Source organism: Cupriavidus sp. FW216-B1 (genome assembly GCF_058789195.1).
On sequence record NZ_JBYTEL010000022.1, the window covers coordinates 89,897 to 103,810 of the forward strand.

The following is a 13,914-nucleotide window of genomic DNA, read 5'->3' on the forward strand; positions in this document are numbered from 1 at the left end:
GAAACCCGCAGGAGGCCGCCATGCGCGCGCTGGAACTCGATCAACTACGCACCTTCGTCACGGTGGCGGACGCCGGCAGCCTGTCCGCCGCGGCGCCGCGGCTGTTCCTGTCGCAGTCGTCGGTCAGCGAGCAGTTGCGCAAGCTCGAGGAGCGCGCCGGCGTGCCGCTGCTGGTGCGCGGCAAGCAGGGCGCGGCGCCGACGCCGGCCGGCCTGCGCCTGCTGGCGCACGCGCGCCGCATCCTGGCGCTGTCCGAGCTGGCCTTGCAGGACCTGCGCGGCCATACGCTCGACGGCGAGCTGCGGCTGGCCGTGACCGACTACTTCCGGCCCGGCGAGATCGCCGGCATGCTGCGCCGGCTGCGCGAGCGCTATCCCCGCCTGCGGCTGCACGTGACCGTGATGAAGAGCGGCATGATCGAGGCCGGCGCGCAGAGCGATGCGTTCGACATCGGTTTGTCGATGCGGCTGCCGGGCGCGCGCAAGGCGGCGGCCGGCCGCGGCGAGCGCGGCGCGGTGCTGCGCCGCGAGGCGCTGGCCTGGGTGGCGGCGCCGGGCGAGAGCGGGGCGCTGGACGCGCCGCTGCCGCTGGTGCTGCTGCCCGATACCTGTTCGCTGCACCAGTACGTGGTGCAGATGCTGCGGCGGCGCCGGCTCGACTACGTGGTGGCGCATTCCGCCTCCGGCGTGGCCGGGCTGCAACTGGCGCTGGCGGCGGGCCTGGGCCTGTCGTGCCTGAACGAGTCCGCCATCGGCCCCGGCGTGGCGCGCATCGACGCCGCCACCGCCGCCCGGCTGCGGCTGCCGGCGCTGCCGGCGGCCGAATTCTTCCTGCTGCCCGCGCGCGCCGGCGAGGCGCCGCTGGTGGGGCAGGTGCGCGCCGCGCTGGCCGAGCAGTTCGCCTGAGTGGTGGTGCGGCGCTACCCGCGCGCGGTCAGGTCTCGGACCACTGACGCAGCAGGTTGTGGTAGCAGCCCACCAGCGAGCGCCGCGCGCCCTCGTCGGCGCCGGTCTGGTTCAGCTTCTGGATCGCGTTGTCGAGGTCGAACAGCAGCGCGCGCTGCGCGTCGTCGCGGATCAGGCTCTGGATCCAGAAGAAGCTGGCCACGCGCACGCCGCGCGTGATGGGCGTGACCTGGTGCAGGCTGGTGGCCGGGTAGACCACCATGTCGCCGGCCTCGAGCTTGACGCTGTGCACGCCGTAGGTGTCCTCGACCTGCAGCTCGCCGCCGTCGTAGCTGGCCGGGTCGCTCAGGAACAGCGTGGCGGAGATGTCGGTGCGCAGCTTGCGGCCGTTGTGCGGGTGGATGCGCACGCTGCCGTCCACGTGGGCGCCGAACGTCATGCCCTCGCCGTAGCGGTTGAACATCGGCGGGTAGACGATATTGGGCAGCGCCGCGCTGATGAACAGCGGGTTGCGCTCCAGCATGGCGAGGATCAACTGCTGGCACTGCGCGGCCGTCTCGGAGCGCTCGTCGATCTGCTGGTTGAACTTGACGGGAGCGCCGGAGTAGCCGGCGGTGACGCGGCCGTCGACCCAGGCCTCGCCGGCCGAATCGAGCTGCTGGCGCAGCATGGCGAGCTGCTCCGCGTTGAGGACCTTGGGAATGCAGACAAGCATGGCGATCTCGGCAGGGTGGTGCGCGGGCGCCGCCGGGGAAGGCGGCGCCGCGTGGCGTGACTGGACGTCACGCCACTTTACCTCAGCGCATGGCTGCGCTTACATGCGATAGGTGAACGACAGCATGGCGGTGCGGCCGGTGCCCGGCACCGAGCGGCCGCCGTCGGACTGGATCAGCGCGTCGTAGTACTTCTTGTCGAAGATGTTGAACAGGTTCAGGCGCACGTCGTACTTGGGCTGGTGGTAGGCCACCATGCCGTCCCAGCGCACGAAGCCGCCGACCTGGGTGGTGTCGGTGTTGTTGGCGTAGCGCTGCGACATATAGAAGGCGCCGCCGCCGACTTCCCAGCTCGGCAGGATGTTGTAGCTGGTCCACGCCGTGGCGGTGTGCTTGGGCGTGTTGCCCGGGATCTTGCCCTGCGTGCCCGAGGCGATGCCGTTCTCGATCACCGCGTTGAGGTAGGTGTAGCCGGCGAAGACCTGCCACTTCGGCGTGATGCGGCCGGTGGCGCCGAAGCGCACGCCGTCGACCTGGATCTTGCCGGTCAGCGCGTAGGTGGTGGCGTCGATCTGGCTGCGCGCGTTGTCCTTGGTGATGCGGAAGATGGCCGAGGTCAGCGACAGGTCGCCGCCGGCCAGGTCCCACTTGCCGCCGGCCTCGTACGACTTGTTCTTTTCCGGGTCGAGGCTGGTCTGGCCGACGGTGCCGGTCAGTTGCTCCAGCGACGGGTTGAACGAGGTGCCGTACGACACATAGTAGGACTGCGCCTCGGTCGGCTGCCAGATGCCGCCCAGCCGCACGCTGGTGAAGTTGACGGTCTGCTGGGCATTGGCCAGCGCGGTGTTGCCGGCGGTGTTCTGCGAGTTGATGGAGTTGCTGATGCTGGCGATGTAGCGGTCATAGCGCAGGCCGGCCACCAGCTTCCATTGCTTGGTGAACTCGATCGAGTCGTTGGCGTAGACGGCGATGGTGTTGGCCGAGGCGCCCTGCAGGTTGCCCGGCGTGGTGATCGCGCTCGACGGCGAGTCCTGGTAGACCGGGTCGATCACCGGCACGCACGCGACGAAGCCCTTGCACGGGCCGGCGGGGTTGCCGCGCGCGTAGGCCTGGTTGTCGTAGCCGTCGTGGCCGATTTCCACGCCGGTCAGCAGCGTGTGCTTGATGAAGCCGGTCTCGAACTTGGCGGTCAGCTCGGTCTGGTTGAAGATCGAGTAGTCGCGGATGTTGCGGTCGTGGCTCTGCTGGCGCACGAACAGCGCCGACAGCGGCAGGTTGGTGGTGGTCAGCGGCGTGTAGACGCCGTTGGCGATCGAGCCGACCGACTGCGGCGCGGTCTCGCGCGCGTCGGTCTCCACGTAGTTGAACTGGGTCTGGTTGCGCAGGCGCAGGTTCGGCGAGAACTTGTGGTCGACGCCGGCGGACAGCGCCACGATGTCCTGGCGCGTGTAGTCGTTGTTGTTGCCGTAGTAGGTGTTGCGGTTGACGTTGACCGGGTGGCCGTTGATGGCCGGCAGGCCGTAGTCGGGCATGTCCTCGTTGTGCTGCAGCAGCGCGGACAGGGTGATCTCGGTGGAGGTGCCGATACCGTACTTCCACGACGGCGCGATGCCGAAGTCCATCGCGCGCATCTCGTCGCGCGTGCTGGGCTTGCCGTCCTGCGCCATCGCCGAGATGCGGAACGCGGAGGTGTCGCCGGTCGGCGTGTTGACGTCGGCGGTGGCGCGCACCATGCCGTTGGTCGTGACCGAGCCGGTCACGGTGGTCGCGGCCTTGAGCGACGGCTTCTTGGTGACCTGGTTGATCACGCCGCCGGTCGAGCCGCGGCCGAACAGCATCGACGACGGGCCCATCAGCACTTCGACCGAATCCAGCGCGAAGACGTCGCGGTAGTACTGGCCGCGGTCGCGGAAGCCGTCGAGGTAGATGTCGGTGCGCGCGGAGAAGCCGTTGAGGTTGATGTTGTTGCCGATCTGGCCGCCCTCGGCGCCGCCGATGGTGATGCCCGGCACGTTGCGCAGCGCGTCGGCCAGCGAGGTGGCGCCCTGCGCGTCGATCAGCGCCTTGTTCACCACCGTCACCGATTGCGGGACGTCGCGCAGGTCTTCGGGCAGCTTGCTGACCGAGTTCTTCACCGCGCCGTAGTCATCGGTGGCGCGGCCGCCCTGTATCACCACTTCCCTGAGCGTTGCCGGAGGCTGGCCAGTGGCGGGAGCGGGCGGGGCCGTCTGGGCCAGGGTGACAACGGGAGTGGCAAAGAGCGCGAGCAGCGCGGTCGCGATCGGAGTGCGGCGGGTCATGTCGTTTCTCGGTTCCGGTACGGCCATTGGGGGCGAGCTGGCTGGCAGCGGACGGAAGTTGCATGCCTGTGGTTCGGCCAACGGCGGGGGCAAAAAGGTTGGGCGAGCCGGAATATAAATGCGAATGATTAGCGTTGCAATTCAGCTTTGCTTTTTCATCACAGACATTAGTCGCCATGCCTCAATGTCTTTATCCAAGGACAAAGCCATTACATGAAGTTACACAAGCTCACAAATGCCTTACAAAGCGGCGCCTGCGTCTCAATCCGAAAACAAAAAAAGGCCTGCATGTAGCAGGCCTGGTACAGACATTTACCGCCACCCGGGGCGGCGGCAAAAAAATTTTTCTTAATCCGCCGTCATATTGGCGGCCTTGGCGATCCGTCCGAGCCGTTCGCGCTCGGACTTGATGAAGGCGACGAAGCTCTCCTGCGAGCCGCCGGCCGGCTCGATGCCGTTGGGGATCAGGCGGTCGCGCGTCTCCTGCGTCTGCATGGCGGCGCTCATCTCGGCGTTCATCTTCTTCAGGATGGCCGGGTCGGTGCCCTTGGGTGCGAAGATGCCGGCCCAGTGTCCGATGCGCACTTCCGGCATGCCCTGCTCGGCGGTGGTCGGGATGTTGGGCGCCGCGCTCATGCGCTTGTCCCAGGTCGCGCCCAGCGCCTTGAGCTTGCCGGCCTTGATGTTGGGCAGCACCACCACGCTCGCTTCCGAGGTGGCCGCGACCTGGCCGCCGATCACGGCGGTGATGCTCTCCGAGCCGCTCTTGTACGGCACCACGGTCAGCACCGCGCCTTTCTCCTTGAGCATCTCCTCGACGAAGTGCGGCGTGCTGCCGCTGCCCGCGGTGGCGAAGTTGGCGCCGGCCGCGCCCTGCTTCTTCGAGTACTCCACCAGCTCCTTGAGGTTGTTCACCGGCAGCGAGGGCGAGGCCACGATCACCGAGGGGCTCACCGCGACCAGCGACACGGGGATCAGGTCGTCCGGCGCGTAGGGCATCTTGGTGCGGATCAGGCTGTTGGTGACGGTGCCCACGGCGCCCACCAGGAAGGTGTAGCCGTCCGGCTTGGCCTTGGCCACGTAGTCCGCGCCGACCACGCCGCCGGCGCCGGGACGGTTCTCGATCACCACGGTCTGGCCGAGCCGCTTGCCGACCGCGTCGGCGGCGGCGCGCGCCACGAGATCGTTGGCGCCGCCCGCGGTGAACGGCACCACGAACTTGATGACGTGCGTGGGCCAGGCATCGGCGGCGCGCGCGGGCGCGGCGAGGCTCGTGGCGAACAGTGCGGGCGCGGCGAGGGCCAGCGCGCGGCTGGCGGTGGAAATGCGCATGGTTGTCTCCAATGGTCTTGGTCTTGGTACCGATCCTGGTACCGGCTCTGGCATGGGTGCCGGCGCTCGGCCGCGCCGGATGCCGGATGTCGTGGCCCGGCTTTTTTTCTCGCGGGCAAGCTCCGGCCTGCGAGCGATGATAAACAGCAAAGCTGTCAATTTGCTGAACCCGCCGGCGGACCCGCGGCGGCGTCTCCGCGATTGTCGGCGATGCGCGCGCGGTGCGTGGTGTGGTGTGTCGCGGCGGTGCGCAGCCTGCCGTTCGCGGCGGCGGCGTCGACGCGCTTCGCGCGGTGCGATGCGCAGAGCGAAGCGCGAGGCGCGAGGCGGGCGAAGATACGACGGGTGCGGGAAGTGCCGCAAGTGCGGCGCGGGAAAGGCGGCGTGGATGCCGGCCGCCGGCGGCGATGGCGCGCGCCGGCGCGGGTGCCGGTACGGGTGCTGGCGCGCGCGGGCGGCGGGCTAGTGCTCGCGCTCCCAGGTCTGGGTGCGGCCCAGCAGGCTGATGCCGATGAAGCCGCGCACGTTGAGCTTGTTGCCGTCGTCCGCGAGCGACATGCGGGTCTTGTAGACCTTGCCGTTCTCGGGGTCGAGGATCTCGCCGCCGCCCCATTCGTTGTCGCCGGTCTTGCGCACGCCGGTGATGATGGTCAGGCCGATGATGGGCTGGTCGCGGCGCGCGTCGGTGCACTTGTCGCACACCTTGGACTTGCCTTCCGCGTCGACGAAGCTCTTGACCAGCCTGCCGCTGTAGACGCCGTTGCTCTCGGTGATCTCCACCAGGCCGCGCGGCTTGCCGGTGTTGTCGTCGATGGTCTTCCACGAGCCGGCGGGCGAGGCCTGGGCCAGTGCCGCGGCGCTGGCCAGCAGCGCGCCGGCGAGCACGGCGAGCCGGGCCGCCGTGACGGCGGCGCGCGCTGTGCGTCGGGGGGCAGAAAAGTGCATCGGGTTCTCCTCTCTCAGGTTGGTGCGCGCGACCGCGCGGCACGGTCACGCCAATCTACTGGCGAAGGGCGCCAGCCGCAATGCGGGGGCACCGTTTGCGCACGCACCAGGCGGACCTTTGCCGCTGCCCGGAAACCGGCGCGGTTGCTGGCGCCCGGGGTATTTTGTCGTGCAGCAAAACCGGCTCTTTCCAGGTCTCCGAAGCAATCCTCTAGGCGTTCGTTTCAAGTGCGGGCAGCGTGCCGCGCGCCGGCATCGCGGGCGCGTTCGCGGGCGCTCGTCGCGCCATGCGCCCGCATCGCCCGCCGCGCGTCGCGCGTCGCGGACGACGCCGGAGAACATCGCGCCGGACCGCGCGCAGTCGGACCGTCGCCGGACCGTTGCCGGCACGCATGCCGATGGATGCGGAGCGGCGCCCGCCGGCCGCATCGATGCGACGGCGCTCGCGTCGCGAGAGCGCATGCGTTCATCGGCGGGCGCGCATCGACGGCGCAGCGGATGCGAGGCGAGCGGAAGACGGCGGCAAGACGAACACGAAGCGATGCACGCCGACGCGGACCGACACCAATCGCGTTGCGCATGACGATGTGCGAAGCCGGTTCGTCGTGCTCGCGTCGCGAGGAAGACGGGCAGACCGTTGCGTCGACGCATCACTGCGCGCGCTGTGTGAGCGAGCGCGCAGCGTGCCCGCGCGGCGCGTGCGCCGACGCTGCGCCGAGACGCGATGGCGAGGCGCCGCGCATGGCGCCGCGGCATGCTTCGTCGCGCGCCGTCACGACGTTGCGTGGCACGCGCGCGCCACCGATGCGCTCGCGCGCCGCGCTTGCGCAAGCGCATTGCCGCTTCCCGCAAAGCCTTTGCCGGCGCGGCTTTCCGGGATGACGTCAGCGGCGGTGAAGAGGCCGCGCATGCGCGCCGGCAGCGCGCGCGGCGCCGCGTGCGAGGAAAAATCCGAAGCATCGCGGCGTGGGTTCCGCGCTCTCGCGATGCCGCTTTTCTTGTCGCGTCAGCGGGCTCGCGCGAGGCGATTTCGCATGCGATGGAACGCGTCGAGAGCGCGTCGCGCGCAGGTGAAGCGCGGGCCGGCGAAGCGCTGCGATGGCGATGAAGAAGTTGTCATGCGCGCGCGCGTGTTTTTTTGCACTTTTTTCTTAACATCGCCGAACAAACGAATTATGATTCGCCTTGACAAGAGTCTCACTTCATTGCATGGCCGTGGTCGTAGTCGTAGTTGGCAGGATCGAAGCAAGCTCGAACGATGATGTCGGACGCGATGCTTCACGATGAGCGATGCGCTCCGCCACGATAAGCGCCCCCCGCTTCGATGCAATGAGACAGGTAGCTCAGGAGCACCAGAACTTTGACGCAGACCAAGCCGTACTGGTTTTCTAAAACGCGTGCAGTCTCCTTTGGCCCAGTAGCGGGATGGGCGAACTACCCCCAGACGAATGCAGACCGTGGTGCGCGTGGCCTAGCCCGCATCGCGGCAATGCCGGCCGATATCTCTTCTATTGATGCTGCGCGCCGATCCGGCGGATGGCGCGGGCAGACCGAATATTCCAGGGCGCGGCAAGCGTCAGAAGCCCGGTTGCGGGCTCCGCTTGGCCACATTCGCACCGCGCGCCGCGGTGCCCCTGCCACCGAATTCATTAGCGTGCGGACGCAGTGTTGCCGTGCGCCGATGAATCGCTCGCTCGATTGGGGTCGCAGCGCTGTATCGCGCCTCGGGTCGGTCGGGTCGCCAACTTAGGTCATTCGATATTCACTCTCTAGTGAAGGAGTTATCCATGGCAACGACTGCAAAGAAGAAACCGGCGGCCAAGAAAGCCGCCAAGCCTGCTGCCAAGAAGGCAGCAGCCCCGGCCAAGAAGGCCGCAGTGAAGAAGGTCGCCGCCAAGAAGGTCGTGGCGAAGAAGGCTGCACCGGCCAAGAAGGCTGCGCCGGCGAAGAAGGCTGCTGCCAAGAAGGTCGTAGCGAAGAAGGCAGCGCCGGCCAAGAAGGTCGCCGCCAAGAAGGTCGTAGCGAAGAAGGCCGCACCGGCCAAGAAGGCTGCTGCCAAGAAGGTCGTGGCGAAGAAGGCCGCACCGGCCAAGAAGGTTGCCGCCAAGAAGGCTGCGCCGGCCAAGAAGGTTGCTGCTGCCAAGAAGGCCGCACCGGCCAAGAAGGCTGCTGCCAAGAAGGCCCCGGCCAAGAAGGCTGCCGCCAAGAAGGCTGCGCCTGCTGCCAAGCCTGCCGCTGCGCCTGCTGCCGCGCCCGCAACGACCTCGAAGACCGTGCTGAACCCGGCCGCTGCATGGCCGTTCCCGACGGGCACCCGTCCGTAAGCCGTGCCGCTGACGGATTCCTGCGGGAATCCCCAAGGCACGCAGCGCGTGCCGCACTGACCGGATACGCGGTATCCGGTCTGCAAGACGCCAGTCTTGCCAACCCGCCGACGGCGCAAGCCCGGCGGGTTTTTTCATGCCCGCGCGGACCGGCGCAGCGCGGCGCAGGGCCAATGAAAAAGGCGCCGCTCCGTGTGGGAGCCGGCGCCTCGGCGAGCGGCCTGGCGGGCCTGCGGGTGAACCCGCAGATGGACCCGCAGATGGACCCGCTGGTGGACCCGTAGGTGGACCGCTGGTGGATCTCTCCGTATGCCGCCGCGGCAGGGCCCCGCAACGGCGTCAGGATCGTCCTAGGGTAACTTCCTAGTGGGTGACGCGGGTGGTTCCGCCCGAGGACAGCAGGCGCACGCGCTCGCCCGGGCGGAAGGCTTCGTCGGCGTCCTGCACGATCGCGCGCATCTCGCCGTTGTCGAGCTTGACGGTGATCTCCAGGCCACGGCGCTGGTTGATCCGGTTTTCCGCCGCGCTGCCGGCGATGCCGCCGAGCACGGCGCCGAGCACGCCGGCCGCGACCGAGCCGCCGCCGCTGCCGATGGTGCTGCCCGCGGCGATGCCGCCGATCGCGCCGCCGGCGATGGTGCCGGCGCCGGTCTGCTCACCCTGGATCAGCACTTCGCGCACGCTCTCGACCACGCCAAAGCGCAGGATCTGCTCGCGCTGCGCCTGGCCCGGCGTGTAGATGCTGGCGGAGTTCGATTGCGAGGCGCAGCCGGCCACGAGGGTGGCGGCTGCGGCGAGCGCGAGGGCGCTGGTGCGAATCAGGGTATGCATGAGATCGATCCCGGAAAAGTTACTCGTAGCGATAGCCGAACGCCGACTGGAAGCGTTGGCCGATTTCGTCGCGCGACGGCTTGTGGTTCTGCGGACCCTGGTGCGCGATCTTGATGGAGCCCATCAGGCTGGCGAGGCGCCCGGTGGTTTCCCAGTCGAGGCCCTGCTCGATGCCGTACAGCAGTCCGCCGCGGAAGGCATCGCCGCAGCCGGTCGGATCGACCACGCGCTCCGCCTGCACGGCCGGAATATTGTACTGCCGCTGGTCGGCGTGGACGCTCGCGCCTTTCTCGCCGTGGGTCACGATGAAGGCGCGCACCTGGGCGGCGACCTGCTCGCTGGTCCAGCCGGTACGCGAGAGCAGCACCTGGGCTTCGTAGTCATTGACCGTGACGTAGCTGGCGAGTTCAACGAACTGGCGCAGGTCCTCGCCGTTGAACAGCGGCATGGCCTGGCCCAGGTCGAAGATGAACGGCACGCCGGCGTCGGCGAACTGGCGCGCATGGTGCAGCATGCCCTCGCGGCTGTCCGGCGCGACGATGCCCAGCGCCGGCGGGTTGGCGCCCTTGAGCGCATCCTGCACGTGCGAGAGCTGCGACTGGTTCATCGCGCCCGGGTGGAAGGCGGTGATCTGGTTGTTGTCCAGGTCGGTGGTGATCATCGCCTGCGCGGTGAAGGTGTCGGGCAGGGTGCGGATGTGCTCGGTGCCGATGCCGAGTTCGCGCAGGTATTGCAGGTAGGGCTCGGCGTCCACGCCCACGGTGGCCATGACTACCGGGTCGCCGCCCAGCAGCTTGAGCGTGTAGGCGATGTTGCCGGCGCAGCCGCCGTACTCGCGGCGCATGCCCGGCACCAGGAAGGACACGTTCAGCATGTGGATCTGGTCGGGCAGGATGTGTTCGCGGAAGCGCCCCTCGAACGTCATGATGGTGTCGTAGGCGACGGAGCCACAGATCAGGCTGGACATGCTCTCTCCAAATGCAGGTAATCGGGTGATCGGGTGATGGCCGGCGGCGCGCGCTGGCCGGCGGCCGCCGAAAAAAAGGCCACCCATGATACCGGGTGGCCGGACCGCGGGGCGCGGCGCTTACTTCAGCGCGGCCAGGGCGGCATCGTAGTTCGGCTCGTTCTTGATCTCGGGCACCAGCTCGCTGTACTTGACGGTGTCGTTCTCGTCGAGCACCACCACCGCGCGCGCGGTCGCGCCGGCCAGCGGGCCGGTCTTGATGTCCACGCCGTAGCTGTCCTTGAAGCCGGCGCCGCGCATCAGCGACAGCGGCACCACGTTGGCCAGGCCTTCGGTGGTGCAGAAGCGGCTCATCGCGAACGGCAGGTCGGCCGAGATGGTCAGCACCACGGTGTTGGCCAGGCCGCTGGCGGCCTCGTTGAACTTGCGCGCCGAGGTCTGGCAGACCGGGGTGTCCAGGCTCGGGACGATGTTGAGCACCTTGCGCTTGCCGGCGAAGTCGGCCAGCGCGACGTCCTTCAGGTCCTTGCCGACCAGCGAGAAGGCGGGGGCCTTGTCGCCGGCTTGCGGAAACTTGCCGCCGACTTCGATGGGGTTGCCGCCGAGGGTGACGCTGCTCATATGTGCTCCTGTGTGAATGGTGGGCCCGCACGCGCGGTGCGGGTCCCGGGGGCGCGACGGGAACGCCCGGGGCGGGCGTCGGACCCGTCTGGAATTCAGGGGTAGAAGATCAGCACGCGGTAGTTGGCCGCCGCCTGCTGCGTGCGGAATCGTACCCGAACCGGCAGCTCCGTGCCGGCGCGCAGGCCCAGCGTGGCGAACGCCTTCTGCGCGGGCTCGAGATAGTCGGCCGGCTGCAGCACCTTGCGCAGCAGGAGCTGGTCCTGCAGGTCGGTCATGACCAGCTCGATGGCGGGCAGCGCCACCGTGGCGCGGCTCTGGTTGCGCATGGTGACGGCCAGCAGGTAGGCGTCGGATTCCTCGTCCTGCTTCTGCAACTGCGAGCTTTCGATGCGCAGCGCGTCGATGTCGCGCCACGGCGCCACCTCGCAGCGCAGCGGCGCGCACAGCGCCTCGAAGGCCGGGCGCAGCACCGGGAACTGGCCGGCGAGCTGGCTGCGCGCGAGGAAGGCGAGCTGCGCCAGCGCCGCCACCGCCAGCACGCCGATGGCCGCTTTCTGCAGGCGCCGCCTGCGCCGCGCGGGGCCGGGATCGCGCTCGCGCGCGTGGCGCAGGAAGTCCGGCGCGAACACCGGCGCGTCGGGCGCGTTCTGGCTGGTCCACTGGCGCGCCGCCTGCTCGCGCGCGATGGCGGCGGGAATCTCGGGGAAATCGTCCTGCGCTTCGGCGCGCAGGTAGCCGCCCGCGCTCGGGATGGCGGCGGTTTCGGCGGGCGCCATGCCGGACGTGGCGCTCGCGGTGACGCTGGACGTGACGCCGAGCGCGGTGTCGGACGTGATGTCGGCGGCGATGCCGGCCGCGTGCGCGGCGTCGTCGCTGCCGGTTTCCGGCGGCAGCGGCGGCAGCGATGCGCTGGCTTGCGCAGCCGCTGCCGTGTCCGCCTGCGCCGCGCGGGCAATGCCGGCGGCCTCGGGCGCGGCGGCGGGCGCGAACGGCGGCAGGTCGTCGGACAGCGTCCTCGGGTCCAGCGTGGGCCACGGCGTGGCGGCGGGCGCCGGAGCGGCTTCGGCGGTGCCCGTGGTCTCGGCCGCTTCCGTCGCTTCCGTCGCTTCCGTCGCTTCCGCCGCATTCACCGTTTCCACCGCTTCCACCGCTTCCGTCTCCCGGGGCGGTTCGGCCGCGGACCCGGCTGCCGTGGTCCCGGCCTGCGCCGGCGCATCGCCATCTTCGCGCGTGGCGGCTTCGTCCGGCTCCGGCTCGATCACGCCGGGCACGAAGACCGCGGACGGTTCGTCGTCTTCCGCGGCGGCGCTGCCTGCATGCTGTTCCTGCTGCCGGGCGGCCTCGGCCGCCTGCACGGCCTGGTCGGCCTCGGCCTGCGTCTGGTACAGCATGACGGTGGGCGCGTCGAGCGCCGGCACGTCGTAGCCGGGGTCGAAGGGCGGGATAAAGGGCGAGGTAAAGGGCGGAACGCCGGCCGGCGCGTCGTGCCCGGCCTCGGCGGGCGCATCCGGCGCGGGATGTGGATCGGCATGCGGCCCGGCATGCGCGCGCTTGCGCGGGGCGCGTGTCGCGCGCGCATGCGCGGCTTCGTGGGTGTCTTCATGGGCGCCTTCGTGGCCGCCGTCATGGGCGTCCTCGAAGGTCTTCTCGTGCGGGGCGCGCGTGGCGCGATGGCGTGGCTCGCCGTGCGCGGGTGGCGCCGCCGGCGCGTCCGGTGCGGGCGCGGGGGTGGTCTCGGGGGCCGCCTCGGGCGCGGGCAGCTCGATCAGGTGCTCGCGCGCGTCGAACACGGTGTCGCACTGGCCGCAGCGCACCAGCCCCTGGCGCAGGCGCAACTGGTCGGCTACCAGCCGGAAGGCGGTGCGGCAGGCCGGGCAACGTGTGACGAGCTTGGCTGCGGCCATCGGCGGGGGCTCAGTGCGGGACGCCGGCGCCTTCGCCGCGGGTGCCGTGCAGGCACACCCAGCCTTCCTCGCTGCGCCATACCGACATGGCGAGCCAGGGCGCATAGGTGGCGGCGACGTCGTCGGCCTGCCGCTCGAGCACGCCGGACAGCACCAGCCGGCCGCCCGGGCGCACGCGCGCGCTCAGCATGGCGGCCATCACCTTGAGCGGGTTGGACAGGATGTTGGCCACGACCAGGTCGTAGCTGGCCTCGGACACGCTTTCCGGCAGCGCGAAGGTGGCTTCGACGCGGTTGCGCTCCGCGTTGTGGCGCGAGGCTTCCACCGCGTTGGGGTCGATGTCGATGCCGAGCGTGGCGCCGGCGCCGAGCTTCTTCGCCACGATGGCGAGGATGCCCGAGCCGCAGCCGTAGTCGAGCACCGACTCGCCCGGCCCGAGGTTCTGCTCGAGCCACTGCATGCACAGCCGCGTGGTCGGGTGGCTGCCGGTGCCGAAGGCCAGGCCCGGGTCGAGCTCCAGCACCACGGCGTCGGGCTCGGGCGCCTCGTGCCACGACGGCACCACCCAGATGCGCTCGCCGATGCGGATCGGCGCGAACTGGGATTGCGTCAGGCGCACCCAGTCCTGGTCCTCGACCGGGCGCAGCGCGTAGGCCGGCACCTCGGCGGCGCCGAGCGCGTTGGCCGCGGCGGCCACCGCCAGCGCGGGGTCGGTGGCGTCGTCGAACAGCGCCACCACGCGCGAGCGGTTCCACGCCAGGCGGGTGGGTTCCAGCCCGGGCTCGCCGAACAGCGGCTGCTCGTCGGGCGTGTCGGCATCGGCGTCTTCCACCGAGACCGACAGCGCGCCGAGGTCGAACAGCGCGTCGGACCAGGCTTCGGCCTGGTCCTGTGCGATTTCAATCACACATTCCTGAAATGCCACTGGCGATCCTTGTCGATCCGTTGTTGTCAGTCCACTGCGTCATTCCCAAAGCCCCCCGTTCGACTGCGCCTCAAGGCCGCATGCGTCGTTGCAAATGCTCGCAATAGCGAGCTATTGCGGCGCTTTGCGCCTGGCCTGCGACCT

At 69.5% G+C, this 13,914-nt stretch carries 12 protein-coding genes; 3 read left to right on the forward strand and 9 right to left on the reverse strand.

The window, feature by feature from the left end; genetic code table 11:
* The first annotated feature begins 20 nt into the window (after positions 1-20).
* Positions 21-905 carry a LysR family transcriptional regulator gene (locus AC3WXD_RS29560; RefSeq protein ID WP_020204278.1) on the forward strand — a complete coding sequence of 295 codons (885 nt, stop codon included), beginning with the start codon at positions 21-23 and terminating at the stop codon, positions 903-905.
* A gap of 28 nt (positions 906-933) precedes the next feature.
* Here AC3WXD_RS29560 and AC3WXD_RS29565 read toward each other — a convergent pair whose 3' ends face one another.
* From AC3WXD_RS29565 to AC3WXD_RS29580, 4 genes are all read right to left on the reverse strand, one after another.
* On the reverse strand, positions 934-1,620 hold the full coding sequence (locus tag AC3WXD_RS29565; protein WP_020204279.1) for a Fe2+-dependent dioxygenase: 687 nt from the start codon (positions 1,618-1,620) through the stop codon (positions 934-936).
* Positions 1,621-1,719: 99 nt separating this feature from the next.
* Positions 1,720-3,918: a TonB-dependent receptor gene (locus tag AC3WXD_RS29570; protein ID WP_492325236.1), complete on the reverse strand. Its 2,199-nt coding sequence runs from the start codon at positions 3,916-3,918 to the stop codon at positions 1,720-1,722.
* Between the two features lie 348 nt (positions 3,919-4,266).
* Positions 4,267-5,250 carry a Bug family tripartite tricarboxylate transporter substrate binding protein gene (locus AC3WXD_RS29575; RefSeq protein ID WP_020204281.1) on the reverse strand — a complete coding sequence of 328 codons (984 nt, stop codon included), beginning with the start codon at positions 5,248-5,250 and terminating at the stop codon, positions 4,267-4,269.
* A 462-nt stretch (positions 5,251-5,712) separates the two neighbouring features.
* Positions 5,713-6,195, reverse strand: coding sequence for a DUF2147 domain-containing protein (locus tag AC3WXD_RS29580; RefSeq protein ID WP_020204282.1), 483 nt, complete (start codon positions 6,193-6,195; stop codon positions 5,713-5,715).
* A gap of 823 nt (positions 6,196-7,018) precedes the next feature.
* Here AC3WXD_RS29580 and AC3WXD_RS29585 point away from each other — a divergent pair.
* Both AC3WXD_RS29585 and AC3WXD_RS29590 read left to right on the forward strand, forming a co-directional pair.
* A complete protein-coding gene (locus AC3WXD_RS29585; RefSeq protein ID WP_492325237.1) occupies positions 7,019-7,303 on the forward strand; it encodes a hypothetical protein in 285 nt (94 codons plus the stop codon).
* A gap of 679 nt (positions 7,304-7,982) precedes the next feature.
* Complete coding sequence (locus AC3WXD_RS29590; protein WP_081651466.1) at positions 7,983-8,519, forward strand: histone H1-like DNA-binding protein; 537 nt, start codon at positions 7,983-7,985, stop codon at positions 8,517-8,519.
* A gap of 363 nt (positions 8,520-8,882) precedes the next feature.
* Here AC3WXD_RS29590 and AC3WXD_RS29595 read toward each other — a convergent pair whose 3' ends face one another.
* The 5 genes from AC3WXD_RS29595 to prmA all read right to left on the reverse strand — a co-directional run bounded on the left by AC3WXD_RS29595 (position 8,883) and on the right by prmA (position 13,770).
* A complete protein-coding gene (locus AC3WXD_RS29595; protein ID WP_020204285.1) occupies positions 8,883-9,350 on the reverse strand; it encodes an outer membrane lipoprotein in 468 nt (155 codons plus the stop codon).
* Positions 9,351-9,369: 19 nt separating this feature from the next.
* Positions 9,370-10,317: a carbohydrate kinase family protein gene (locus AC3WXD_RS29600; RefSeq protein WP_020204286.1), complete on the reverse strand. Its 948-nt coding sequence runs from the start codon at positions 10,315-10,317 to the stop codon at positions 9,370-9,372.
* 120 nt (positions 10,318-10,437) lie between these two features.
* Positions 10,438-10,938, reverse strand: a complete 501-nt coding sequence (gene tpx / locus AC3WXD_RS29605; protein ID WP_020204287.1) for a thiol peroxidase — start codon at positions 10,936-10,938, stop codon at positions 10,438-10,440.
* A 95-nt stretch (positions 10,939-11,033) separates the two neighbouring features.
* The gene (locus tag AC3WXD_RS29610) at positions 11,034-12,845 is read right to left on the reverse strand and encodes a DUF3426 domain-containing protein (RefSeq protein WP_492325238.1); all 1,812 of its coding nucleotides are present in this window, start codon (positions 12,843-12,845) and stop codon (positions 11,034-11,036) included.
* 10 nt (positions 12,846-12,855) lie between these two features.
* Positions 12,856-13,770: a 50S ribosomal protein L11 methyltransferase gene (gene prmA, locus AC3WXD_RS29615; RefSeq protein ID WP_492325239.1), complete on the reverse strand. Its 915-nt coding sequence runs from the start codon at positions 13,768-13,770 to the stop codon at positions 12,856-12,858.
* Positions 13,771-13,914: the final 144 nt, after the last annotated feature.

Coding starts and splice junctions, on each gene's coding strand:
- AC3WXD_RS29560 (WP_020204278.1), top strand. CDS start 21: ATGCGCGCGCTGGAACTCGATCAACTACGCACCTTCGTCACGGTGGCG.
- AC3WXD_RS29565 (WP_020204279.1), bottom strand. CDS start 1,620: ATGCTTGTCTGCATTCCCAAGGTCCTCAACGCGGAGCAGCTCGCCATG.
- AC3WXD_RS29570 (WP_492325236.1), bottom strand. CDS start 3,918: ATGACCCGCCGCACTCCGATCGCGACCGCGCTGCTCGCGCTCTTTGCC.
- AC3WXD_RS29575 (WP_020204281.1), bottom strand. CDS start 5,250: ATGCGCATTTCCACCGCCAGCCGCGCGCTGGCCCTCGCCGCGCCCGCA.
- AC3WXD_RS29580 (WP_020204282.1), bottom strand. CDS start 6,195: ATGCACTTTTCTGCCCCCCGACGCACAGCGCGCGCCGCCGTCACGGCG.
- AC3WXD_RS29590 (WP_081651466.1), top strand. CDS start 7,983: ATGGCAACGACTGCAAAGAAGAAACCGGCGGCCAAGAAAGCCGCCAAG.
- AC3WXD_RS29595 (WP_020204285.1), bottom strand. CDS start 9,350: ATGCATACCCTGATTCGCACCAGCGCCCTCGCGCTCGCCGCAGCCGCC.
- AC3WXD_RS29600 (WP_020204286.1), bottom strand. CDS start 10,317: ATGTCCAGCCTGATCTGTGGCTCCGTCGCCTACGACACCATCATGACG.
- tpx (WP_020204287.1), bottom strand. CDS start 10,938: ATGAGCAGCGTCACCCTCGGCGGCAACCCCATCGAAGTCGGCGGCAAG.
- AC3WXD_RS29610 (WP_492325238.1), bottom strand. CDS start 12,845: ATGGCCGCAGCCAAGCTCGTCACACGTTGCCCGGCCTGCCGCACCGCC.